Origin of the sequence: Longimicrobium terrae (assembly GCF_014202995.1) — a bacterium.
Classification (GTDB): Bacteria; Gemmatimonadota; Gemmatimonadetes; order Longimicrobiales; family Longimicrobiaceae; genus Longimicrobium; species Longimicrobium terrae.
In genome coordinates this window covers 183,786-205,963 of the sequence record NZ_JACHIA010000005.1, presented here as the reverse complement: position 1 = coordinate 205,963, position 22,178 = coordinate 183,786, and the positions used below count along the sequence as shown (strand labels likewise).

20 protein-coding genes are annotated in these 22,178 nt (G+C 70.4%); 9 read left to right on the top strand and 11 right to left on the bottom strand.

Annotated elements, in window-relative coordinates; genetic code table 11:
- Positions 1–102: 102 nt before the first annotated feature.
- Positions 103–2,547: an AAA family ATPase gene (locus tag HNQ61_RS11050; protein ID WP_170034481.1), complete on the bottom strand. Its 2,445-nt coding sequence runs from the start codon at positions 2,545–2,547 to the stop codon at positions 103–105.
- A gap of 3 nt (positions 2,548–2,550) precedes the next feature.
- Positions 2,551–3,705 carry a metallophosphoesterase gene (locus tag HNQ61_RS11045; protein WP_170034479.1) on the bottom strand — a complete coding sequence of 385 codons (1,155 nt, stop codon included), beginning with the start codon at positions 3,703–3,705 and terminating at the stop codon, positions 2,551–2,553.
- A 170-nt stretch (positions 3,706–3,875) separates the two neighbouring features.
- Here HNQ61_RS11045 and HNQ61_RS11040 point away from each other — a divergent pair, with 170 nt between their 5' ends.
- Positions 3,876–4,220, top strand: a complete 345-nt coding sequence (locus HNQ61_RS11040) for a hypothetical protein (RefSeq protein WP_170034477.1) — start codon at positions 3,876–3,878, stop codon at positions 4,218–4,220.
- Here HNQ61_RS11040 and HNQ61_RS11035 read toward each other — a convergent pair.
- Together HNQ61_RS11035 and HNQ61_RS11030 are read right to left on the bottom strand one after the other, a co-directional pair.
- The gene (locus tag HNQ61_RS11035; RefSeq protein WP_170034475.1) at positions 4,217–5,725 is read right to left on the bottom strand and encodes a fused MFS/spermidine synthase; all 1,509 of its coding nucleotides are present in this window, start codon (positions 5,723–5,725) and stop codon (positions 4,217–4,219) included. The two genes, HNQ61_RS11040 and HNQ61_RS11035, sit on opposite strands and share 4 nt — an antisense overlap.
- On the bottom strand, positions 5,697–6,176 hold the full coding sequence (locus HNQ61_RS11030) for a flavin reductase family protein (RefSeq protein ID WP_170034473.1): 480 nt from the start codon (positions 6,174–6,176) through the stop codon (positions 5,697–5,699). The genes HNQ61_RS11035 and HNQ61_RS11030 overlap by 29 nt, the downstream gene beginning before the upstream one ends.
- Before the next feature lie 150 nt (positions 6,177–6,326).
- On the opposite strand from HNQ61_RS11030, the gene HNQ61_RS11025 reads away from it, so the two are divergent.
- Positions 6,327–7,370 (top strand): hypothetical protein, encoded by a 1,044-nt coding sequence (locus tag HNQ61_RS11025; protein WP_170034471.1) that lies wholly within the window; start codon positions 6,327–6,329, stop codon positions 7,368–7,370.
- Positions 7,371–7,847: 477 nt separating this feature from the next.
- Here HNQ61_RS11025 and rsgA read toward each other — a convergent pair whose 3' ends face one another.
- Positions 7,848–8,759, bottom strand: a complete 912-nt coding sequence (rsgA, locus tag HNQ61_RS11020) for a ribosome small subunit-dependent GTPase A (protein ID WP_205761466.1) — start codon at positions 8,757–8,759, stop codon at positions 7,848–7,850.
- 115 nt (positions 8,760–8,874) lie between these two features.
- Complete coding sequence (locus tag HNQ61_RS11015) at positions 8,875–9,795, bottom strand: sigma-70 family RNA polymerase sigma factor (protein WP_205761457.1); 921 nt, start codon at positions 9,793–9,795, stop codon at positions 8,875–8,877.
- 598 nt (positions 9,796–10,393) lie between these two features.
- Here HNQ61_RS11015 and HNQ61_RS11010 point away from each other — a divergent pair.
- The 5 genes from HNQ61_RS11010 to HNQ61_RS10990 all read left to right on the top strand — a co-directional run bounded on the left by HNQ61_RS11010 (position 10,394) and on the right by HNQ61_RS10990 (position 13,276).
- On the top strand, positions 10,394–11,248 hold the full coding sequence (locus tag HNQ61_RS11010) for a DUF5694 domain-containing protein (protein WP_170034469.1): 855 nt from the start codon (positions 10,394–10,396) through the stop codon (positions 11,246–11,248).
- Between the two features lie 95 nt (positions 11,249–11,343).
- Positions 11,344–12,090 (top strand): hypothetical protein, encoded by a 747-nt coding sequence (locus tag HNQ61_RS11005; RefSeq protein WP_170034467.1) that lies wholly within the window; start codon positions 11,344–11,346, stop codon positions 12,088–12,090.
- 44 nt (positions 12,091–12,134) lie between these two features.
- The gene (locus HNQ61_RS11000) at positions 12,135–12,419 is read left to right on the top strand and encodes a DUF427 domain-containing protein (protein WP_170034465.1); all 285 of its coding nucleotides are present in this window, start codon (positions 12,135–12,137) and stop codon (positions 12,417–12,419) included.
- Between the two features lie 138 nt (positions 12,420–12,557).
- Positions 12,558–13,091: a hypothetical protein gene (locus HNQ61_RS10995; RefSeq protein ID WP_170034462.1), complete on the top strand. Its 534-nt coding sequence runs from the start codon at positions 12,558–12,560 to the stop codon at positions 13,089–13,091.
- A gap of 17 nt (positions 13,092–13,108) precedes the next feature.
- Positions 13,109–13,276 (top strand): hypothetical protein, encoded by a 168-nt coding sequence (locus tag HNQ61_RS10990; protein WP_170034460.1) that lies wholly within the window; start codon positions 13,109–13,111, stop codon positions 13,274–13,276.
- Between the two features lie 80 nt (positions 13,277–13,356).
- On the opposite strand, the gene HNQ61_RS10985 is transcribed toward HNQ61_RS10990, so the two are convergent.
- Entirely contained in the window at positions 13,357–14,256 is a 900-nt protein-coding gene (locus tag HNQ61_RS10985; RefSeq protein ID WP_170034458.1) for a diacylglycerol/lipid kinase family protein, read from the bottom strand.
- Positions 14,257–14,383: 127 nt separating this feature from the next.
- On the opposite strand from HNQ61_RS10985, the gene HNQ61_RS10980 reads away from it, so the two are divergent.
- Positions 14,384–15,259 carry a DMT family transporter gene (locus HNQ61_RS10980; RefSeq protein ID WP_170034456.1) on the top strand — a complete coding sequence of 292 codons (876 nt, stop codon included), beginning with the start codon at positions 14,384–14,386 and terminating at the stop codon, positions 15,257–15,259.
- Positions 15,260–15,358: 99 nt separating this feature from the next.
- Here the strand turns inward: HNQ61_RS10980 and HNQ61_RS10975 are convergent, their stop codons facing one another.
- Positions 15,359–17,584: a VIT and vWA domain-containing protein gene (locus HNQ61_RS10975; RefSeq protein WP_170034454.1), complete on the bottom strand. Its 2,226-nt coding sequence runs from the start codon at positions 17,582–17,584 to the stop codon at positions 15,359–15,361.
- A 375-nt stretch (positions 17,585–17,959) separates the two neighbouring features.
- On the opposite strand from HNQ61_RS10975, the gene HNQ61_RS10970 reads away from it, so the two are divergent.
- Positions 17,960–18,967: a M23 family metallopeptidase gene (locus tag HNQ61_RS10970; RefSeq protein ID WP_170034453.1), complete on the top strand. Its 1,008-nt coding sequence runs from the start codon at positions 17,960–17,962 to the stop codon at positions 18,965–18,967.
- A gap of 161 nt (positions 18,968–19,128) precedes the next feature.
- On the opposite strand, the gene HNQ61_RS10965 is transcribed toward HNQ61_RS10970, so the two are convergent.
- The 3 genes from HNQ61_RS10965 to HNQ61_RS10955 are packed head-to-tail and all read right to left on the bottom strand — an operon-like array spanning position 19,129 to position 21,991.
- Entirely contained in the window at positions 19,129–20,520 is a 1,392-nt protein-coding gene (locus HNQ61_RS10965; protein ID WP_170034451.1) for a PDZ domain-containing protein, read from the bottom strand.
- A 32-nt stretch (positions 20,521–20,552) separates the two neighbouring features.
- Positions 20,553–21,425, bottom strand: coding sequence for a hypothetical protein (locus HNQ61_RS10960; RefSeq protein ID WP_170034450.1), 873 nt, complete (start codon positions 21,423–21,425; stop codon positions 20,553–20,555).
- Complete coding sequence (locus HNQ61_RS10955) at positions 21,413–21,991, bottom strand: RNA polymerase sigma factor (RefSeq protein WP_170034449.1); 579 nt, start codon at positions 21,989–21,991, stop codon at positions 21,413–21,415. The genes HNQ61_RS10960 and HNQ61_RS10955 overlap by 13 nt, the downstream gene beginning before the upstream one ends.
- Between the last annotated feature and the right edge of the window lie 187 nt (positions 21,992–22,178).

Sequence of the window (22,178 nt, the reverse complement as noted above, 5' to 3'; positions counted from 1 at the left end):
CGCGGTTCCCTGTCAACATGTGGACGGGGCGGGCTCCGCGGCGGGCTCGTCCCCCGGAGAGGATGGACGGGCCCGCGACGCGGTTTCGGTGGACGGACGCCGTCAGTCCGCCGCCATGGGGGCTTCGGGGAACTCCTCGCCGCCGGTGACGTTTTCCTCGCGCACGCGCGAGGTGCCGGCGCGCTCGTCGTAGTCCACGCGCAGCACCTGGTCCAGGCTTTCGCGGATTCCCTCGATGTGGGTGATGAGGATCACCTGCTCGAAGCGGTCTTCCAGATGGTGGAGAAGCTGGACGACGTTGTCGCGGCGGGCCACGTCCAGCGAGCCGAACACCTCGTCCAGGATCAGCAGGGAAAGCGGATGCCCGGCGCGCTCGGCGATCATCTGCGAAAGCGAAAGGCGAAGGACCAGGTTGGCGATGTCCTCCTCGCCGCCGGAAATGACGGGTTTTTCCTCGCCCTCGTCCAGCACCATCAGGTTGTACGCCTCGTCGATCTCCATCGCCGTGTAGCGCCCGTCCGTCAACTGCGACAGGAACGCGGACGCGATCTCGGAAAGTTCGGGGCGCACCTGGTCGTTCAGTTCCTGGCGCAGTTCGCTGTACGCGGCGTCCAGCTCGTCGTGGTAGCGCAGATCCGTTTCCTGCGCCTCCACGGCCCGGCTGCGCTCCTCGAACTCCGTTTCCGCGCGGCGGGCGGCCTGTACCGCTTCTTCCGCCGTGCGCACGTTGCCGTTGGCGTCCGCGGCGTGGAGCTGGGCGCCGCGCAGGGTGACGTCGGCGCGCTCGTGCTCGCCGCGCGTGGCGGCAAAGGCTTCCTCCGAAAAGGCCAGCGCACCCCGCTCCGCAGCGGCGGCGCGGCCGCGCTCCACCGCATCCGCCTGCCGGGCGCCCGCGGCTTCCTGCTCCGCGGCCCAGTGCGGGCGGCGGGCGGCGGTTTCATCCAGCCGGGCCGCGCGCTTTTCCAGCTCGCGCAGTTCGCCCAGCCGCTTTTCCGCCTGCCGGTGCTCCGCGGCGTCGTATCCGGACGGAAGCGCCTGGATCTCCGCGCCCAGTTCCTCGCGCCGGGCCACGCGCTGGGTGAGATCCGCGGAAAGCTCGTCCCGCTCGCGGACGGCGCTCTGGCAGCGAGTGTGCTTGCGGGAGCGGTCGTCGATCGCCTCCGACAGCGCGCGGACGCGCGTCTCCAGTTCCGCCACGTCCTCTGGCTTGGGCTCCAGCTGCTCGTGGCGGCGCGCCCACCACTTGCCGTCCTGCACCAGCGAGCCCCACTGCTCCTCCAGCTCCTCCAGCAGCCGCTCGTAGTCGGCGCCCACGGGGCGGCCGCAGGTGGGGCAGGTGCCTTCCGGCCCCAGCGTCTGGATCTGCTTGATCTGCTCGCGCAGTTCCGCCGCGCGGTCGCGGTAGCCGCTGAGCTTGGTCCACGCGTCCTGCTTGTCCACCAGCCAGGCGGACTTCTTTTCCTCCAGCTCCGTTTCCGCCGCGGCACGCTCGGCGCGCAGGCGCTCCAGCTCCTCCGCGTAGCGGCGCTCCAGCTCCGGCGCGGTGGCCACCTTTTCCAGCCGCTCGCGGGCACGTTCCAGTTCCGCGTCCAGCTCCGCCGTCTGCCGCGCCAGCGCCTTGCGGCGCTCGTCCTGCCGGGCGAGTTCGCTCAGCCGCGAACACTGGTCGTTCACGGAGGGCAGTTCGGCGAGCCCGGCGCGCAGCGGGGCCAGTTCGGCCTCCGCGGCGGACACCGCCTCCAGCTCCCGCGCGGCGCGGTCCAGGTCGCGGCGGGCGGACTCGCGGTCGCGCTCCGCGGACTGCATGGCGTGCGTCAGCTCGCGGAATCGCTCGCGCGAGGCCTGCGCCTGCACCCAGCGCGGCTGCACCATCTTCAGCTCGGACTCCGCGTCCTCGACCGCCAGCTTCGCGGCCTTGAGCGAGGCCATGGCGTCCGTCACCCGCTGCTCCGCCCCCAGCCGCGCCGCGACGATCCCCTCGCGGTCCCCCAGGGTGGCGCGAAGGCCCTTGATCTCGGCGCGCAGCTCCGTCTTGCGCGCCTTGACCAGGTCCTGCGCGCGGCGAAGGCGTTCGTAGCCCAGCACCTGGCTCAGGAAGCGGCCGCGGTCCGTGGGGCCCATGGCCGCCAGGAACTGCAGCTCCTTCTGCCCGGTGAAGTAGGTGTTGAAGAACTCCTCGCGCGTCATCCCCACGCGCTGCTGCAGGTACGCCGTCGCCCCGCCCAGCGTGGACGCGACGGGCGCGATGCCGCCGTCCAGGTACACGTCCGCGCTGTTCAGCGTGCGGACGACGCGGAACTCGTGTGCACCCAGGCCGAACGAGAGCTCGACCTCCACGCGCGACCGGGCGCCCGCGCGGATGAAGCGGATGGTGTCGTTGGTCCCCCGGGCCGCCTGCGCGCCGTAGATGGCCCAGGCGATCCCTTCGAGGATGGTGGATTTTCCCGCGCCGTTGGGGCCGATGATGCCGGTGAGACCCGGGCGGAAGGTGATTTCCGTGTCGGCGTGCTGGCGGAAGTTGCGCATCCGCAGAGCGAGCAGGCGCATGGCTCAGCCCTCTCCCGTGCGGTCCACGTAGTCCATCCCCATCTCCACCAGCCGGTCCTTCTGCAGCCGGTCGTCGCGCAGCTGCCAGTCCGTGCGCAGAAACGCGGACACCTGCTCCTGCAGCGTCTGGCGGCGGACGGGCGCGGCGCTCCCCGCGCGGCGGCGGATTTCCGGCGGGCGCGCGTCCAGGTGAAAGTGCAGGGCTTCCGCCTTCCACTCGCGGATGCGGCGGTGGTTGAGTTCACGGACGACGGCGCGGGACACGTCACCCACCACCATGCGCACCATCTTGCCGCGGATTCCCTCCGGCACCCGGCTGACAGCGGCGTAAATGGCGTCATCCACCTCCGCGGGAGAAAGCCCGCGCGCGTCCAGGCGGGGCAGGTCCACCATGGCGCGGGTGCGCACCGGCTGGAACTCGGCGGTGCCCGCATCCGTGTCGTACAGGAGGAACCCCTTCTCTTCCTTCTCCATCCAGATGTTGGTGGAGGTGCGCTCGATGCCGCCCGCGTACCACATGTTCGGCGCCAGGTCCGTGCAGATGTGATAGTGGCCCAGCGCCACGTAGTCCCACCGGTCCGGCCCGATGTCCGTGTCGGGAACGATGGCGCCGCCGTATTCCGACACGTAGCGCAGCTTGCGCTCGGCCACGTCGCCGCCCACGGTGCCGTGCAGCATCAGCAGGTTGTGCCGCGCGCCCGGCTCCGGCTCGATGCGCGTTTCCTCCCCGCCGGAAAGGGAGACGTGCGGCAGGCAGAGGATGGAGGCATTTACGTCCGGCAGGTGCAGCGCGCGGCACTCATCCGCCACCACGCGCACGCCCTCGATCTCCCGGAACAGGTGCAGAATGTTCCCCGTGTCCGCCGAGCGCGGCGAGTCGTGGTTGCCGGCGATCATCACCACGGGCACACCGGGAAGGCGCTCGGAGAGGGACGAGAACTGGCGGAACGCCTCGGCGATGGCCGTGTTGGAGGGGCGCACGGTGTGAAACACGTCGCCCGCCACCAGCACCAGGTCCGGCCGCAGTTCGATGGTGCGCGCCACCGTCTGGCGGAAGGCATCGGCGATGTCGGCCTCGCGCACGTTGGCGCCGCGCTGCGTGACGCGGTGGTACGCGCGAAAGCCCAGGTGCAGGTCCGCCCAGTGCGCGATCCTCACGGGCGCACCCGTCCCGCCGCGCGTCCGCGCTTGTGAGCGGGGCGCGCGGGGGCTACGATTGTGCGTTCCGCGCGGGATGGGCGGCGCGAACCGGGTTTCCCCGCCGGGGTACCGGAACCGCTGCCGGGCACCGGCGATCCTGACACTACCATCGACCGACCCACGTCGTCATGGCCGAGAATAAAAAGAAGAAAAAGAAGGAAACGCCCGAGCAGAGGCACCGCAACCTGCAGGACCAGGTGCAGGCGCTTCCGTACGCGCTCGCGGATCTGGAAGCCAAGGGCGAAAAGCGCAAGGCGTTCATGCTCAAGTACCTGGCCGCGCCCGTCATCCGCCTGATGAAGCGGATGATGGACCGGCAGCGGTACGCCGGCCCCGAAGGGCAGAAGCTGAAGCAGCAGGAGCAGATGAAGCGCCACCTGGAAATGCGGCGCAAGCAGATGGAGTTCATGCAGGGCGAAATGGCCCGGCAGCAGAAAAAGGCGCAGAAGCGCACCAAGGGCGGCCCGCGCTAGTCCGCCGCCGGCGTCACCCGCGCGCCGCGCTCCTCCCGGGGCGCGGCGCGCTGCGCTTGCCCCTCATCCGCCCCCGCCCGGTCGCGGTACACCGCGGCGGCGTCCACCCGGGGCCACTCCTCCGCCGCCCACGGCTCAAACCACCCCGCCCGCTCCGGAAATCCCACCCCTGCCCACGGTGAGGCGGCGAGCAGAAAATTCTGCCGCTCCCCCGAGTCGCGCCCCAGGTGCGTGTACAGCCGCGTGGAGGAAAACGACTCCGCCACGGTGCGCACGGTGGACCAGAAGCGCCCCTGCCCCTCGCCGCGCGCCACCCCGATCAGGTTGATGAGCAGCAGCCCGTCCGGCCGCAGCAGCGCGGCAAACTCGGCGAGCGCTTCCCGCGTGACCAGGTGCGGCGGCACCATCTCGTCGCCGCCGTACACGTCCACGATCACCCGGTCCCACCCGCCGGCCGGGAGCGCCGCCGCCACCGCCCGCGCGTCGCCGTGCAGCGTGGTGATGCCGTGCTCCGGCCGCACCCCGAACCAGCGGTACGCGGCGCGGGTGATGGCGGGATCCAGTTCGACGACGGTGACCCGCGCCGTGCTGTCGTCTTCCGCCACGCGGCGCGGCAGGGTGTAGGCGCCGCCGCCGAGAAACAGGTACGACGCGCCGCGGGGGGTGATCTCCCGCAGCCACTTTTCCGCGGCCGCGATGTAGGCGAAGGTGGGCGCGCCGCTGCGCTCCAGCTCTCCCGACTCCGCTTCTTCGTTGACGTACAGCCGCATCTCCGGCTGGCGCCCCCCGCCGGGGAACACTGTTTCCGTCACCCGCAGCGTGCAGTACGCCGTTTCTTCCTCGTGCAGCACGCGCTCGCCGCTGCCGGGCGACACGGGCATCTCGCGGGGAAAGAAGAGGGGAAAGGTGAGCAGCAGGGCTACGCCGAACAGCAGCGGCCCCGGGCTCACCAGCGGCAGCAGCAGCAGGCCGCCCAGAGCCGCGCCCAGCGCGGCACCCAGGAGAATGGCCAGCACCACCTCTTCCGCGCCGCGCGGCAGGCCGCGCGTTTCCTCGTCGTCCTCCTCCAGCGCGGCGCGGAACGCCGCCGCCCAGGTGGACAGGCCGGGGAGCAGAAAGCCGATGGCGTACACCGGCACCCCCACCAGAAACAGCAGGGCCAGCGCGCGGGCCACCCCGCCGAAGCGGTCCCAGCCAAAGTGCGCCCACAGCGTGCCGAACGCGCCGGACACGGCCACGGCGATCCCGGCTCCCACCCAGCGCCAGGTGGGGGGCGCGTCCGTGCGCGCGCCGGGCGCGCCGGCCCACCCCCCCGCGGCGAGCGCGGCGGCAAATGTGGCCAGCAGCCCTCCCGCGGCGGGAAGCACGCCCTGCGTCTGATACAGGATCAGCGCGCCGGCGGCGAAAAGAATCAGCCCGAGGGCAAAACCCGCCAGCGCCGCGCGAACCAGCACGGGCCAGGGGCGTCCGCGGGCGTCAGGGGACGAAGCGTCCAAATCCGCCACGATAATAAACCAGGGGTGTGCCTTCACGGGTGTCGGCGGCCACGACTTCGCCGACAAAGATGGTGTGGTCGCCGCCGGGAAGGGCGGCCTGCACGCGGCAGTCCAGCCAGGCCAGTGCGTCGTCCAGCACGGGAGCGCCGGTGGTCTGCGAGTGCCAGGCCACGCCGCGGAACTTTTCTTCCTGCCCGCCCGCGGCAAAGCGCCGCGCCAGCGTTTCTCCCCGGCCGTCTTCCATGACGTTGACGGCAAAGTAGCCGCACTGCTCGATCCACGCGTGCGTCTGCGACTTGCGGTCGAGCGCCACCATCATGAGCGTGGGCTGCAGAGAAAGGGCCGAAACGGCGCTCACCGTGAGCCCGGCGGGCGATCCGTCGTCACGGCACGAGGTCACCACGGCCACGCCGGTGGCAAAGTGGCCCATGACGCGGCGGTACTCGCTGGGATCAATCATCTGGCAGCGAACGGGGATCGGCCGTAGCTTGGGCTGAGTGCTGGCCGGGTCCTTGCGGAGCGCGCGGCCTGCGGGGTCGAACCGATCCCCAAACAAAAGCCGGGCCGTCCGGATGGGCCGGCCCGCTCTTCCGACAGACAGAACCGCACCATGCGCGTCCAAGCAGCACGCACCGCCCGCGTGGCGGCGCTCCTGATTCTAACCGCTCCGGCCGCCTGCGACAACGTGGAATGGGGCGGTGCGTCGGTGCAGGTGGTCACGCCGCCGCCCCCGGGCGGCGAAGACGCGACGGGCCCGGAACCGGGCGCCATCGCGGGAATGGCGCTGCCCACCGGCCCCGTGCTCTTTCACGTCATCCGCGCGCAGAACGGCATTGCGCAGCTGATTCCCGTGGCAGAGATCTCCGGCGATTCGCTGCGCACCATCAAGAAGCCGGCGGGCGTGTCGCCGCAGGCGTACGAGCAGCGCTTCCGCGAGGCGGTGATGCCCCTGAACGCGCAGTTCGTGCTGTTCCGGCGCGGCTCGCAGGTGGGCACGCTCACCATCCAGACGCCCTCGCGTCCCACGGCGTGCGGGGTGCCCACGGCGCAGGGGCAGGCCACCACGGTGGCCGCCGCCGCGGCGGAAGGCGAGTTCCTGGCCTTTCGCAAGGGACTCGCGCCGGACGTGATGGGCGAGTACTCGCCGCCGCAGGTGGATGGCACCATCCGCCGCTACGCTTCCCTCGTGGCCGAACGGCTGGTGCTGCAGAACGGCCTGCAGCGGCCGCGCAGCTGGGGCGGGGCCATGCGTGACCTGCAGGCGCTGGACCTGATCCGCGGCGGGCATCCGGAGATGGCTTCCACCTACCTGGTGGGCGACCAGATCGGGCTTGGCGCGGCGGAGCCGGACGCGTGGAGCGTGTTCTACGTGGGCGACTACGAGCAGCGCGCGGGGTACACGCCCATCTACCAGGAAGTGCGCTCCTACGCCAAGACCGGCAAGGGCGCGCCCAAGGCAGTGGACCACCTGAACTGGAACGGCGCCGGCCAGCCCGAACTGCTCATCCAGATCTTTGGCGTGCGCGAAAGCTGGTACGAGGCGATCTCGCGCGACGGCGGCACCTGGCGCAAGACGTGGGAAGCCGGGCGGTGCATCGACCAGGCGCCCGAGCCCCGCAGCATCGGTGCGGCGCAGCGGGTGGGCACGCCCTGACGGCTGCTTCGCCATCAGCGAAACGAAAGAGGAGAGCAGACATGGTCTGCTCTCCTCTTTCGTTATCCGCCACAGACGATCTCAACAAATCCCAAGCTGTTATCCTCCACCGCAGCGCACGACACAGGTCGTCCTGAAGAGGCGCCGGCCGAAGTGTCCGCCGCGCCGTGCTCTGGAGCCGACGAAGGATCTGGCCTTTCGCCAAGCCAACGTCGCCCCCCGCACCGCCTATGCCCGCCACAGTCCGCGAGGGCGGACTTCGTGCTTCTCCAACGGCGTATTCACTCGCTCCTGGAAAGCGGCCAGCGCGCTGCCCCGTCGCCGTCCGCGCCTGTCTTTCCGCCACAGTCCGCGAAGGCGGACTTCGCGCCGTTGTTGCCGCGACTTCAGTCGCCCCCGTCGCGAATCATCGGACAGCGGTGATCATTCTCGATCAGCATCAACGGCGGACGTCATCACAGCCCTCCATCGACCGGTCTAGAAGTCGTCCTCGCCCAGCACCATGCGGCGGTAGCTGTCGTAGCGGCCGGCATCCAGCTCCCCCGCGGCCACCGCCGTGCGGATCGCGCAGTCCGGCTCGTGGATGTGGCTGCAGGTGGGGTAGCGGCATCCGCCCAGCAACCGCTCGATCTCCGGAAAATAGAACTGCAGCTGGTCGCGGTCGATCTCCCACAGGCCGAGTTCGCGCAGCCCGGGCGTGTCCGCCACCCATCCGCCGCAGTCCAGCGGAATCAGCTGCGCGGTCACCGTCGTGTGCTTGCCCTTGTTCACCGCCTCGCTGATGGCGGCCACGCGCAGCCCCAGCCCGGGCTGGATGGCGTTCAGCAGGCTGCTCTTGCCCACGCCCGACGGCCCGGTGAGCGCGGACAGCCGCCCGCAGAGCGACTCGCGCAGTTCATCCACCCCTATCCCCGCCTTGGCCGCGGTAAACAGCAGCCGGTACCCCGCCTTTTCGTACGGCGCAAAAAAGGCCCGCGCCGCCGCCTCGCCCTTTACGTCCACCTTGTTGATGACGATGAGCGGCGCGATCCCGCTGCTTCCCGCAATGACGAGAAAGCGGTCCAGCATGCGCAGGTGCGGATCGGGATTGGCCGCGGCGAACACGATGAGCACCTGGTCGACGTTGGCCACGATGGGCTTGGAGCGCGGCGCCTTGCCGGGCGAGCGGCGCTCCAGCAGCGTGGTGCGCTCGTGCACCCGCTGAATGGCCCACACGATTCCCTCGCCCGACGCCTCGGATTCCAGGTCCACGCGGTCGCCGACGACGACCTTGCCCCCCGAGCGCTCGTCGCGCTTGAGCCGGCCGCGGAGGGAGGCCTCCACCACGCCGTCCGGCGTCTCCACCTCGTAGATGCCGCCCTGCCCCTGTCTGATCGTGCCCGTCAGCATTCGGTGTTTCGGTACGGGTGCGCGCGGCCAGTCCGGACGCGCGTGGCGGAAAACACAACGGCACCCTTCCGTGCGGAAGAGTGCCGTGTGGAGTACGAACCGGTGCGGATGCGCATTACGCGGCGAAGGAGGCCAGCGCTTCGCCCATCTCGCCCTCGCGCAGCCGCTTGAGCGCGCGGTCGCGAAGCTGGCGGATGCGTTCGCGCGTCACGCCCAGGATGTCGCCGATCTCTTCCAGGGTGTGCTCGCGTCCGCCTTCCAGGCCGAAGTACAGCTTGAGCACCTTGGCGTCGCGCGGCTGCAGCGTGCCCAGCGCCTTGTCGATGCGCTCGGAAAGCAGCCGCTCCTCGACCTCGTCCTCCGTTTCGATGGCGGAATCCGCCACGAAGCGGTCCATCAGCTGGCTGTCGTCGCTGTCGCCGATGGGGGCGTCCAGGCGGATCTCGGCCGCGTTCAGCGTCTGCAGGCTCTCGACGATGTCCACGGACAGGCCCGTGGCTTCGCCCAGTTCCTGCGGCGTGGGATCGCGCCGAAGCTCCTGCTTGAGCCGCTCGCGCTCGCGAAAGATCTTGGCAAGGTCGCTGGCGCGGTTGAGCGGCACGCGCACGCTGCGCCCCTGGTTGGCCAGGGCCGACAGAATGGCCTGCCGGATCCACCACACGGCGTAGGAAATGAACTTTACGCCCTGCTCCGGATCAAACTTCCGCGCGGCCGTCACCAGGCCCACGTTGCCTTCCTGGATGAGGTCAGCCAGGGAGACGCCGCGGTTCTGGTACTTCTTGGCCACCGAGATCACGAAGCGCAGGTTGGCGCGCACCAGCTCGGCGACTGCCTGCTCGTCGCCCACCTGCGAGCGCCTGCCCAGCTCCACTTCCTGCGCGGGGGTCAGCAGCGAGTGGGTGCTGACCTCCTTGAGGTACTGGTCAAGACTGGACTGGTCTTCGGCCGCTACGCCGAAGCCCCCGTCCAGGCTGGGTGCCGACCGCTTGCGGCGGCGGGCTCCCTTTCGCTGCGTGGTCGTGTCGTCGTTCTTCACGTGCCCTTCCGAAGAGGGTCCGGCCCTGCTTCCGCGAACGAACGCGGATGGGCGCGGACTTGCAAAAGCTCTGCCGCAGTGCGAAACAAAGCCGCCCGACGCGGTTGCGGCGGGCGGCGGAGGGAGCGGCGCGTGCCAGAAGCTACGCGTGCGTCCCGCCGCCGTCCCCGGCGCATGCGTTCGCCATGCCCATGCGGAACCGCGCCCGGAACGAGCCGGGGAGGTCCATGAGGCCAGGGGCGAACGCGAACGCCATCTTCAATGCACCGGGGATGGAAAAAAGGTTGAGAGAGCCCGTAACCATTGTACGGGGGCGCACAAAGTAGAGCGGCCCACGATGCGCGTCAACGGTCGCGGCGTACTGTTTTCCGCCGCTCTCGTCACACGGTTCAGTACCAGCCCCCGGGCGTAAGGTTCCTCTCTGCCGGGCCCTCCCGCGCCACGGCCGAAAGCGTGCGCGGAGCACGCTTTCGGCCACCGTCCGCGAGGGGGGTCAGGTGACCCGCAATCGCCCGAAACCGCGGCCCGGGAGGGAGCGTACGGCCCCGTCGCCGCCGTGGTTTCGCGGCCCACCCCCGCCCTCTCCCGACATTTCCGAATGATGCGTCCCGCTCCGCTCCGTTCGCGCGGCCTGCCCGCGCTGCTCCTCGTTCTCTTTGCCGCGCGTGCCCAGGCGCAGGCCCCCGCCGCTCCGTCTTCCGCGCGGCCGCAGGTCATGGTGCTGGGCACCCCGCACTGGGACAATCCGGGGATGGACTACAACAATCCCACGGTGGACGACGTGCTCGCGCCGCGCCGGCAGGCGGAGATGGAGGCCCTGGTCGCCGCCATCGCCGAGTTCCGTCCCACGCGCATCGCGCTGGAGGCCGAGCCCGCGTACGACAGCCTGTGGAACGCCCGTTATCAACAGTACCGCACCGGGTCGCACACGCTCGGACGCGACGAGCGCGAGCAGATCGGGCTGCGGCTGGCGGCCCGCCTCAACCATCCCCGCGTGTACACGGTGGATTACCAGCACGGGATGGACATCGACGGCGTGATGGCCTTTGCCACCCGCAATGGCCAGGGCCACGTGGCGCAGCGGATGGGCACCGAGATCCAGGCGATCGTCGCGGGAATGGACAGCACCATCCGCACCTCCACGCTGGGCGAGGTGGTGCGGGTGAACAACGGGGCGATGATGGATTCACTGGAAGCGAAGTACCTGCTGTTCGTCCCCGTCGGCCGCGACACCGTCTATCCCGGGGCGGAGATGGTAGCCGGATGGTACGAGCGGAATCTGAAGATCTTCGCCAACATCACCCGGGTGGCGCAGCCCGGCGAGCGCGTGCTGGTGATCATGGGCTCGGGGCACGGACCGCTGCTGCGCCGCTTTGTGGACGAGTCGCCGGACTACGACCTGGTCCGCGCGGATCCGTACCTGGAGCGCTTCCGGACGCCCACCCTGCGGTGAGCTTCGGCCGATGACGAGGGCGCGGCGGCTTGCCGGGCGCCGCGCTCCGCCGCACCTTGCACAAAGCCTTTTTCCCTCCTCCCCTTCTCCGCCGCATGAAGCTGAACGTGGACCGTGCGCTGCGAGCCGTCTGGCTGACGATCGGCGTGCTGCTGCTGGGCGTGATCGTGGTTCTTGGCTTCGTGGCGGCCGCCGGATGGATGGGCACGCGCGGCGCGAGCGAAGATGCGGTCCGCGTGGCGCGCGAGGCCGGCTCCCCCGCACGCGAGCCGGACCTGCTGCGGATGAGCCTGCCGGACAGCGTGCGCGGGACGGCGACGCGCATCATTCGTGTGTACCGCGCGCCGGAGCCGGGGCGCACCAGCTACGGCTCCGGGTCCGCCAGTGTGGCGCAGGGGCCCACGGTGAACGTGGTGTTCGTGGATGACCAGGGCGCGCGGCTGCTGCTGGACCGCCCGGCGTACATCCGCGTGATCGACGTTCCCGGCGACGGCACGGCCGAGGGGATGGCGGACCCGGCGCAGGACTGGATCGCGTACGACGTCGCGCTGGAGGACGGCAACCGGGACGGCCGCCTGGACGAGCGCGATCCGCGCGCCCTGTACGTGAGCGGGCTGGACGGCCGCAACCTGCGCCCCGTGGTCCGTCCGCCGCTGCGGGTGAGCGAGTACGCGCCCATCCGCCCCGGCCGCATGCTGGTGTACGCGATGGAGCCCACCGCGGCCGACACGGCGAAGACGAGGCAGCGCACGTTCATCTATGACGTCGCGAGCGGGCGGCTGATGCCGTTTCAGACACTGGACGCCGTTGCGGAGCAGGCCGCCGCCATTCTGGCGCGCTGACCGGCATCTTCCGGAGGCGCGGTCATCTGAACACAGGAGAAGTGATGGCAAAGGCAACGTGGAACGGCACTGTGATCGCGGAAAGCGACCGGTTCGAAGTCGTGGAGGGGAATGTCTATTTTCCGCCGGAGTCGATCCGCGCGGAGCACTTCAAGCCCACCGACACGCATACCGTCTGCGGCTGGAAGGGGACGGCGAGCTACTACAGCGTCGTGGTGGACGGGGAGGAAAACAAGGATGCGGCCTGGTACTACCCGGAACCGAAGGACGCAGCGGCCAACATTCGCGACCATGTCGCCTTCTGGAAGGGCGTCACGATAGAAAAGTAGGCGCCGCAACGGTTCACGTTCCGGGCGTGCTCCAAACGTTGCCAGCAGTGCTCGGTCCGTTCAGATTTCAGCATTGAACGGACGCGAGCCCGGCGTCGTGGGGCGCGCATCAACATCGTGAACCCGTAAGTGCAGATCATGATCATGATTCTGCAGCAGAGCCCGGCGCCGGCCCGGAACGCACAGCCGCATCCCACGCCGGGCACAACCTCACCCAAGCCCCGCTCCGCGGCGCCGGCGCCCCTTCGCGCGCCCGGCAGACCCGCCGGCGATCCCGAAAAGTCCGCCACGGCCCAGCAGCCGCTCCTCGACCGGCTGATCCCGGCGTGGCAGCCCGCGCGCGGCGTGAGCCAGACGGCCATTACGCTGGCAGCCGTGCTTATCCTCATGCTGCTCGTCGCGGGAATCACGTCGTTGCTGCGGCGCGCGGTGTTCTTTTTCAGAACCGGCGAGTGGAAGCAGCCGCCGCCACTTATTCGCGGCTGGAAAGTGGGACCCGACGGGGCGAGCTTCGAACTGGACAAGGCAGGGCGTCTGGAGGATGAACACATCCGTGTACTCACCGAACGGGTTGACACGATTGTATCCATTGTCCATGTTATGAACGCCACTCTTTCTCGGCTGGACCTGGAAGAGACGGAAAGTGACAGCGCGCTTGCACCCCAGCAATGACGGAGTGGAAAACGCCCATGCCTGAAAAGCAAAGCAGCGACGCGTTCCTGGAATGGGCGCGCGAGTTCCAGAAAGCGGCGCACAACCTTGAGGAAAGGGATCGGGAACTGCGCGCACGGCTGCGAATCATCACCGAGGAGAAGGCTCTCCTGCGAGAGCGGATTCGCGCCAGGCGCGGCTTCTGAGCCCAGATGCCGAAAGCAGAGCGGCGCCGACCATGAGGGTCGGCGCCGCTTCCGTTTATCGTCCTATCCACCCCAAGCCCTTACACCAGTACGCGCAGGCGGCCGGGGTGGATCACGATATCCAGCTCGCGGGCGTCTTCGGCGATGATTTCGCCGTCCGCGTGCACGGGGAGCGGGTCGGAACTGGTGATGCGGACGCGCCGGGCCTGGTGCATGTGCACGCACGACGCGCCCACGTGCGTGCCGCGCATCACGCGGGGCAGAAAGCGCAGAATGCCCGCCGTGCCCAGCGCATCGCAGGCGCAGATGTCCAGCGCGCCGTCGTCGATCCGCGCGTCGGGGCAGATCCAGAATCCGCCGCCATGGCGCCCGCCGTTAGCGATGGTCACCAGCGTCATCGGCAGGTCGGAGACGAGCACGCCATCCAGTTCCAGCCGCATGCGGCGCGGGCGAAAGGCGCGCAGCACGCGCGCCAGGGCGTTCAGGTACATCGCCATCCCGCGAAACCGCCGGCGCCGGTCCACCTCGATGGCGACCTGCGCATCCAGCCCGATCCCCACGCCGTTGCTGAACCACTGCCCGTTCACCGAGCCCACGTCCACCGCCCGGGGCTCCGCGACGGACAGCCGGGCCAGGGCGGCCATGGAGTTCGCGGGGACGCCCGCGAGCTTGGCGAAGTCGTTTCCGCTCCCCACGGCAATGATCCCCAGCGGCGTGGAAGGCCCGTCCCCCGCGGCGCGCATGAGGCCGTTCACCACCTCGTGCACGGTGCCGTCGCCGCCCACGGCCACCACGGCGGGCCAGCCGGCGCGCGCCGCGCTTTCCGCCAGTTCCGCGGCATGCCCCCGCCGCTGCGTCTGCACAATCAGGTGCTCCACCCCCGCGGCTTCCAGCTCCTCACGAAGGCGCGGTCCGAACGCAGCGGCGGCGCCCCGGCCGGCGGTGGCGTTCAGGATGACGAAGAAGCGGTTGATGGGCATGGGCGGGGGCCGGGGGAATGGATCGGTTGGCGGAGGATCGCGGCGGGCACCCCTGCGCGCAAGTCCGGCGTGCGGGATCGCGGGCGCGGGCGTAGGTTGCGCGACCTCACACATCCGCCGGAAACCGATGGGAACCCTGTTCGTCACCGTCGCCGCCGTCCTCTGGGGGCTGATGGGCCCCGTGACCCGCATCGCCCTCGCCGAAGGGCTGACGCCGCTGGAGATTGCGTTCTGGCGCGGCATGCTGGCGGGCGGCCTGTTCGCCGTGCACGCCGTCGTCATCCAGCGCCCGTGGCTGCAGAAGCGTGACGTGCCGATGGTGATCGCGTTCGGGCTGACGGGCGTGGCGGGGCTGCTGGCCACATACTCGCTCGCGGTGGAGGCCGGCGGCGCGGCCCTCGCCGCCATCCTGCTGTACACCGCGCCGGTGTGGGTCGCCCTGTTCTCCGTCCTTTTCCTCGCCGAGCGGATGACAGGGCGCAAGCTGGCCGCGCTCGCCCTGGCCACGCTGGGGGTGGCGGGAATCGCGCTGTCCACCGGCGGCGGAAGCATCCGCCTGACCGCCGCGGGGCTGGGGTGGGGACTGGCCTCCGGCTTGGCGTACGCGCTGTACTACCTGTTCGGCAAGCGCTACTTCGAGCGGTACGCGACGGCGACGCTCTTCATGTACGCGCTGCCCGCCGCGGCACTCCTCATCCTTCCCGCCGTGCGCTTTCATCCCAAATCAGCGGCGGCGTGGGGCGCGCTCGCCTTTCTCGCCATCGTCCCCACCTACACGTCGTACGTTTTCTACAGCGCGGGGTTGAAGCGGATCGAGGCGACGCGCGCCGCCACGGTGGCGACCATTGAACCCGTCGTCGCCGCCTTTGCCGCCTTCCTGATGTGGAACGAGCGGCTGAGCGCGGCCGGGTACGCCTGCGCGGCGCTGGTGCTGTTCGGCGTGCTGCTTACCGCCGCGGCAGACCGGCCCGCGGAGACGGCGACCGAGCCGCCGCATCCCTGACGCGGGTGTTTTCGGTCGCTGACGAAACGAGGAGCACGGAGCGCTCGCTCCGTGCCCCTCGTCTTTCCTCCCGCATCTTTCGTAGAGACGCGGCGCCGGTCAGCGCTCGCGGACGCGGTAGACGCGGCCTTCGTGGATGACCGCGACCCGCGTGCCGAGCGCAAAGTACCGCCCCAGCTCCGGAATCCGCCGGATCAGCGCGTAGTACTCATCCGAGCCGAAGACCACCGCGGTTTCCGCCAGCCGCGTGCTGTCCGTGATCTCCGTGTCCCGCCACTCGCCATCCATCTCGCGGAAGGTGCGGGTGCCCACGCGCTGCACCGCCGCCTTGGCCGCCGTGCCGCCCGACATTCCCGTGACGACGACCTCGTCCAGGTTCAGCGCCTCCTGCTGGGCGCGGCTGGAGCGGCTGGCCTCCACCGCGCCCTGCCCGCTGGCGGCCACCGGCGCGGGGACCATGGCCGGCGGAGGAGGAGGAGGAGGAGGCGGCGCCTGCCCGTCGCGGCGCCGCACCGGGGCACCCGTGACCGAAACCTGGTCCAGCCCCACCTGCCCCCGTTCCCCCGCCCCCGGCTCCAGCGCCAGGAACGAGGTGTACGGCGTGACGATGCCGTAGCGCGTTCCCAGGTCCGTCACCTCGTCCACCAGTTCGCGGTTTTCGCCGTAGCTGCGGATCTGCTCCATCAGCCAGCCCACGCGCCGCGTGGCCCACAGGCGCGGCAGAAACTCGTGGCGTTCGTCGCGCAGCGGAAAGCGCAGCCCGGGATAGGTGAAGGTCTGCGTGGGCGACGCGTTTCCCGTCAGGCGCGCGGTGATGGCGCTCAGGTCGCGGTCGTTGCGGTAGCGCCCCACCAGCGCGATCTGCGTTCCCTTGAACAGGTCCGGCAGCGCGCGCGGATACACCAGGTCCGTGCGCACCGCGCCCAGGTCCAGCGCCAGGTTGGTGAGAACCGGGTGGTTCACCTTGTCGAAGAAGCCGGACACCTTGACCTCCAGGTCCTCCTCGGGCGCCACGTAGTCCGCCGTGCCGCCGTTTTCCGCCGCCACGCGGTCAAGCAGCCGCGTGTTGACGTCGTACCCCACGCCGAATGTGAACAGCCGCAGCCCCGGCCGGCGCGCGCGGGTCACGTTGGCCACGATGCGCTCCACGTTGGTCTCGCTCACCGTGGGCAGGCCGTCCGTCATGAACACCAGCATGCGCGGCCGCGTGCCCGTCGCGGGAAACTGGCCCAGCGCCTCGATCAGCGCATCGTTGATGTTGGTTCCGCCGCGCGCCTGCAGCCCCGCCACGAACGCCACGCCCCGCGCGATGCCGGCCCGGTCCGCCGCGATCAGCCCCGTTTCCATCAGCCGCGTCTCGCCGGAAAACGCGATGATGTTGTAGCGGTCTCCCGGGTTCAGCCCGCGCACGCCGTACGTCAGCGCGCGCCGGGCCTTTTCCATCTTCCCCTCATCCGTCATCGACCCGCTTACGTCCAGCACGAAGACGACGTCCTTGGCCGGATACTCGCGCCGCTGCGATTCGTTATCCGGCGACAGCAGCAGGAGAAAGAAGCCGTCCTTGCCGGGCTCGCGGTACGTAAAGAGCGACAGGCCGACTTCCACCTCCGAAAGCGTGTAGAAGAGCTGAAAGTCGCGCTGCTCCGTCCGCGCGCCGCGGGTGAAGCGCACGGTCGCCGCGCGCCCGCCCTCGCGCCGCACATCCACGTCGTGCGTGGGCGAGTACACCGCGCGCAGGCCGCTCCGCGCGTTGATGCGCACCGTGCCCTCCAGCCGCTCCACGGGCGAGGCGTTGCGGCCCACGCCCAGCGGGTACCGGTAGCCCACGCTCCCGTTTTCCGCCCGCAGCACCTGCGTGTACGTCAGCTCCAGCTTCTTGGTGCCGCGCGCCGGGATGGGAAAGATGCGGGCCTGAAACAGGTTCTGCCCCGCGTATTCCAGCAGGCCGGGGTCGCGCACGCGGCGTACGATGTCTTCGTAGATGCGCCGCGCCTCCGCGCGGGGCCGCACCTCTCCCGCCAGGCGCCGGTCACCGTCCCAGATGGCGAACTCGGTGATGGATGCCTCGCCCGGCAGCGGGAAAAGGTAGGTGCCCTCCATCACCCTCCCCGTCTCGTTGCGGAACACCTGCGTCACGTGCGTGGTGGCGACCTGGCCCTCTACCGTAGTCTCGAACGTGACGGATTCTACGGGGATGCCGGCGGGACGGCCCGGCGTCCACGGGCGGCAGTCGTTGCATTCGCCGGGGATGATGACGCCCTGCGCGGCGAGCGGCGCGGACACCGCGCCGGCCAGAAGGGCGGCCAGCAGCAATCGAGGAAGCATGCGAGCCTCGGAAGGAGATGAGGATGGGAAACGTGCGGACGCTTGTACTCGGCGAATGCCGGTGCGGGTTCCCTGCTCCGGCAACAAACGCGATCGGGCAGTGCGGTCGACAGGATCAGCGGAGGGAGCGGAATGGATCTCCTTCAAAAAATGCGGATGAACTCAGCATGACGCCAGCGGCAGCATGCACCGCCATCGCCTCTGCTGATACGCGACTCCGAAGCAGTCGTCCGCTCTGCTCCCTCATGCAACGCGCGAGTGGGCCCGCGGCTGACGGTGAGGCGCTTCCGTTCGATCCCGGCGGACACTATCTTGTTGTCTCCCCAACACATCGGTGCACGCTCGCGTGCCCACCCGGATCGTTCCGTTTCATCCATGAGCGCATTTCCCAGCAGCACGCGGCGGCCCTGGCGGCCGTCTCCGCTCGTCGTTGCCGTCGCGGCGGCGGCGGTGCTGGGCATTGGTGCCGCCGCGCTCCCCGCCGAGCCGCGCGAAGCCGAGCAGGAACTGGCCACGCTGCCGCCCATGCACGCGATTCCCGTCACCACGGATACGCTGCTCATCGGCGGATTCGCGCGCGGCACCTTCGGCGAGGCGCTGCGGGTCATCGCCAGCGACCTGACGGACGCGGAACGCGAGATGGTGGGGCGGCACCTGGACAAGATCTTCGTCCCCATCCTCCAGGACGGCGCGCTCAAGACGGGCGGGCGGCTCAAGGTGGCGTATGAGCGCACGCGGCGGCCGGACGGCACCACGCGCTCCATCCAGGTGCTGGCTGCGCAGGCGGCCGTGGGCGGTGGGCTGCACACCGTCTACCTCGTGGATCAGGCCGAGCAGCCCGGCTACTACGGCGACGCGGGGGAGTCGCTGGACCCGCAGACCTGGGCCGGCCCGCTTCCCACGTTGCGCGTCACTTCGCCCTTTCGCATGAACCGCATGCACCCGCTGCTGGGGCGCGTGCTGCCGCACACGGGAACGGACTACGCCGCGGCGTACGGCACCCCGGTTCACGCCACGGCGGATGGAAGTGTTTCCTACGCCGCCCCGCGCGGCGGGTACGGCAACCTGATCGAGATCCAGCACCCCAACGGGTACGCCACCCGCTACGCCCACCTTTCCGCCGTCTCCGTGCGGCCGTGGCAGCCGGTGCGGCAGGGCGACGTCATCGGGTATACGGGGATGTCGGGGCTGGCGACGGGGCCGCACCTGCACTACGAAGTGCGTCGCAAGGGCCAGCCGGTCGATCCCGCGATGGCGATGGCCTACGCCGCCGCGCCCGCCCGCGTGGCGCCCCGCGCGGACTTCAACCCCGCCTATCGCGCGGAGCGGCAGACGCTCGCGCGGCTGCTGGCCCACGCCCCCACCGTCATCCGCCGCCGCTGATCCGCCTGGCCGACGGCCGCGTCATCTGACCGGTCCTGGTCAACACGGCGTGTCTCTGGATGACAAGCCCGGCTGCCTGGCCAAGCGATGGTGATCAACATAAGCAGAAAGGGCCCGCCCTCCATCCGGAGAGCGGGCCCTTTGTCATCCTGCCCGTCCGCTCAGGGCCGCGGCGGCGAGGGCGGGGCGTGGGGAGAGGCCATGTCGAGTTCCACCGTCGACGGGGCAAGGACGCGCACCCAGTCACGCTGGGGGTCCCACTGCAGCGTGATCTCGCGGCGGCGGCCCTGGCGCACCACGTTCAGCATCATGCTGCCGTCTTCGTCGCGGGTGAGCGCGGCGCGCACGTCCTCGGGACGCTGCACCACCCCGCCCTCCACGCCCACGATGATGTCGCCCGCTTCCAGCCCCGCGCGGCGCGCCGGGCTCCCCGGCGACACCTCCAGCACCAGCACGCCCTCGCTCGTTCCGCCAAAGTAGCGGCTGAGGCCCTCGTTCATCTCCGCCAGCTGGGCGCCGGCCGCCGCCGCCCGCCCCGCGTCCATGAAGAACGCCCGCGCGGAGGGCCCCACGTTGATCATGCTGGTCTGCTCGCCCAGGCGGATGATCTGGCGCTGCATGTCGGGCAGTTCCCGCAACGCCTGCTGGGTCGGCCCGAACTGCAGCAGCCGGGGCAGGCTGTCGCGCAGCACCACGGTGAGTGAATCCAGCCGCGACGCAATGAACGAGTCCGTCTGCACCACGCGGATCAGGCTGTCCATCCGCGACGCCAGCCACTGCACCGGAAAGCTGAGCGTATCCACCGTCATCGTAAAGCCTTCGCCGTCCCGCACGGTATCCCCGTTGATGACCACCACGCGGCGTTCCACGGACGGGTGCATGCGTGCATGCGGCACCGTGTCGCCGTCGATGACGATCGTCCGGCGGAGCTCGCCCCGCCGCCCGCGCACGCTGTCGACCGTGACCTCCAGACGACGGCGCTCCCCGCGGCGCACCAGGGAATCGCGTTCGATGATGATCTCGCGCACTTCGTCGTCATGCGTGCCGGTCAGGGAATCCGCGCCCCGCACGATCACGCGGCGGCGTTCCCGCATCGGCGCGCCGGGCGCCCCGGGCACGCCCTCGCGGATGATGACGCGGCGGCGCTCCGACGGAGCCATCCCCGCCAGCTGCGACGCGGGCCGCGCGCCGGCCACCATCCGCAGCTCGTGCTCGCCGTCCACGCGGCGCACGCGGATGCGCACCGCGTCGCCCTCGTTCACCTGCAGCAGGGGGGAAGCCTGCGGCACGTCGGCGACCGGCGCGCCGTTCACCTGCACGATCAGGTCGCCCTCCCGCATTCCCGCGCGGGCCGCCGCGGAGCCGGCCAGCACGTCGGTCACGCGGATCGTGTGCTGCGCGGGCGCGTCCGACGTCTGCCGCGTCCGGACATCAAAGGTAAAGCCCAGCATCCCCGGCCTGCGGGATGGGGTGGAATCGTTCTGCGCCCGCGCGGCGGCGGGAAAGGCAAGCATCGCGGCCAGCAGTGGAAGAACCAGGGTACGCAGCTTCATGGGTGTGTCTCCATCCAATCGTACAGGTTGAATCAGAACCAGTTGGTTTCGGCATCGCGGGCCTGCTCGCGGCGCAGGCGGTCGCGCTCGGCCGTGGCGGCCAGGTGGTATCCATTGATGACCGGATCCTCCGGCGTGCGCTCCAGCGCCGCGCCGGTGAGTTCGATCAGCTGGTCCAGCGCGGCCATCCGCGTATCGGCGTCGTTGCCCGAGGCGGGATCGGCGATGTCGGTATAGCGCTGCAGCGCCGCCACGTACGCCGCCTGCGCCTGCACCAGTTCGCGCGCGGCCTGCTCCGCCTGCCGCCGCGTGACGCGCACCGGCGCCGGCCGCGGCGCGGACGCCCGGGGACGCGGGTCCGGCGTGCGGATCCGCGTGGTGGCGGGTTCCGGCTGTGCGGTGGACACCAGCCGGACGCCCGCGGGTGAGGACGGAACCGGGCTCATCAGTGAGCGTGCCGGAGCGGGAGCAAACAGTTCCGCACCCCCATCCGCCTCCCCTTCAGCGGCCGGGGACGGCGCGGTGCGCGTGGCGTTCTGCGCCGGGATCAGCGCCAGCGGCGGCGAGGGAGCGCCGCGCCGACTCCACAGCGCCGCGCCCGCCGCGCCGCCCAGCAGGAACAGGGCGACGGCGGCGGCGGCGCGAACCCCGTGCAGGCGAACCCAGCCGCGGCGCACGGGCGCGGGGCCGTCCAGCAGCCGCTCGTCCCGCAGGCGCGCCTCCAGCCGGTCCCACGCCTCCGCGGGAAGCGGCGGGTCCGCCAGTTCGGCCAGGGCCGTGGTCTGCGCGCGCATCTCCATCAGCTCGCGCCGGCAGACCAGGCACTCGCGAAGGTGCTGGGCCTCGTGCGGCTCGGCGGGCTCGTCCACCAGCCGCGCGATCGCTTCGTCGTTCAGGTGGCGCATGCGGCCATCTCCTCCTCCGCGGGTTCATCTGCGGCGGGCCGCGGAGCCAGCAGCCTGCGCATGCGCGCGCGGGCCTTGAAGAGCTGGCTCTTGCAGGTGCCGGCCGTTACGCCCAGCATCTCGCCGATTTCCTCGTGGGTGTAGCCCTCCACGTCGTGCAGGACCAGCACCTTTCTCATCCCTTCGGGCAGCTGCTCCATCGCGCGCTCCAGACGGATCTTGAGCACGGACGTATCCGCCACCGCGCGAACGGAGAACGTGTCGTCCATCATCACCGTCTCGCGCCCCGCCTTGCGCATGCGGGTGCGGCGGCCGTGCAGCGCGCTGTTCACCGCGATGCGGTGCAGCCACGTGGTGAAGCGTGCATCGCCGCGAAAGGTGGGAAGCGCGCGGATGGCGCGCACCCAGGCTTCCTGCGCCCAGTCTTCGGCCAGGGCGTCGTCGTGGCCGGCCAGCCGCTTTACGACGGCATACACCCGCTGGGCGTGCCGTTCGTACAGCGCGCGCACGGCGCCGCCGTCGCCCTGACGGGCCTGGTGGATCAGGTGGTTGTCGGTATCGTCCATGGTCCGCTCACGGGTCCGGCGAGTGGGATGCCGGTAGATGCGGGAGGGTTGCCCGCCGCGGCTCCGTCAGGGAACGGGCGGGAAGGAAGGCGGGGACGGGCGGCGATACCGCTCCGTCATCGCCCGCATTATTGTTCGTCGCGCGCCGCGGCACCATCCCCGCCCGGTGCCGCTCATCATCCCCTCA